The organism is Mycobacterium sp. 1165178.9, from assembly GCF_001673555.1.
Taxonomy (GTDB): domain Bacteria; phylum Actinomycetota; class Actinomycetes; order Mycobacteriales; family Mycobacteriaceae; genus Mycobacterium.
Genome location: NZ_LZMB01000533.1, coordinates 1 through 593, shown reverse-complemented (window position 1 = coordinate 593; position 593 = coordinate 1). Strand labels below are relative to the sequence as shown.

Sequence of the window (593 nt, the reverse complement as noted above, 5' to 3'; positions counted from 1 at the left end):
CGTGCATCGATCGGGCACCCTGGCCGAGCCGGTTCGGACCGCCACCGCCCGGGGATTCCCGGTTCTGATCGAAGTCGTTTTGGGCCGCCATTTCGGCGCGGGCGGTCTCCAGCCGACGCCGCATGACCTCGGGCGTCTCGGTGCCGCGGGCGACGAGCCTGGCCTCGAGATCCTCCCAGCTGGGCGGCGCCAAGAAGACCGCCAGGGCCTCGGGCATCGCCTTCTTGACGGCCCTGGCCCCGGCCAGGTCGACTTCGATCAGAACCGGGAATCCCCGGGCGGTGGCGGTCCGAACCGGCTCGGCCAGGGTGCCCGATCGATGCAGTCCCGCATGGATCTCCGCCCACTCCAGCAATGCGCCCTCGTCGATGAGCTGCTGGAAACGGGCTGGGGTGACGAAGTGGTAATCGACGCCGTCGACCTCGCCGGGCCGCGGGGCCCGCGTTGTGGCCGAGACGCTGAAATGCAGGTCCGGGACCCGCTCGCGCAGGCATCGGACCACAGTCGACTTGCCGACCGCTGAGGGACCGGACGTCCAGCACGGGACACGTCCTGAACCATCAGGTAACGGACGTGTGGTCGTTGTCTCTTAT

At 69.0% G+C, this 593-nt stretch carries 1 protein-coding gene; it reads right to left on the bottom strand.

Annotated features, from left to right (window positions below; all coding sequences use genetic code 11):
• On the bottom strand, nt 1–502 hold a 502-nt coding region (gene gmk / locus A5652_RS22790; protein WP_369805857.1), incomplete at its 3' end, for a guanylate kinase.
• Nucleotides 503–593 lie beyond the last annotated feature (91 nt).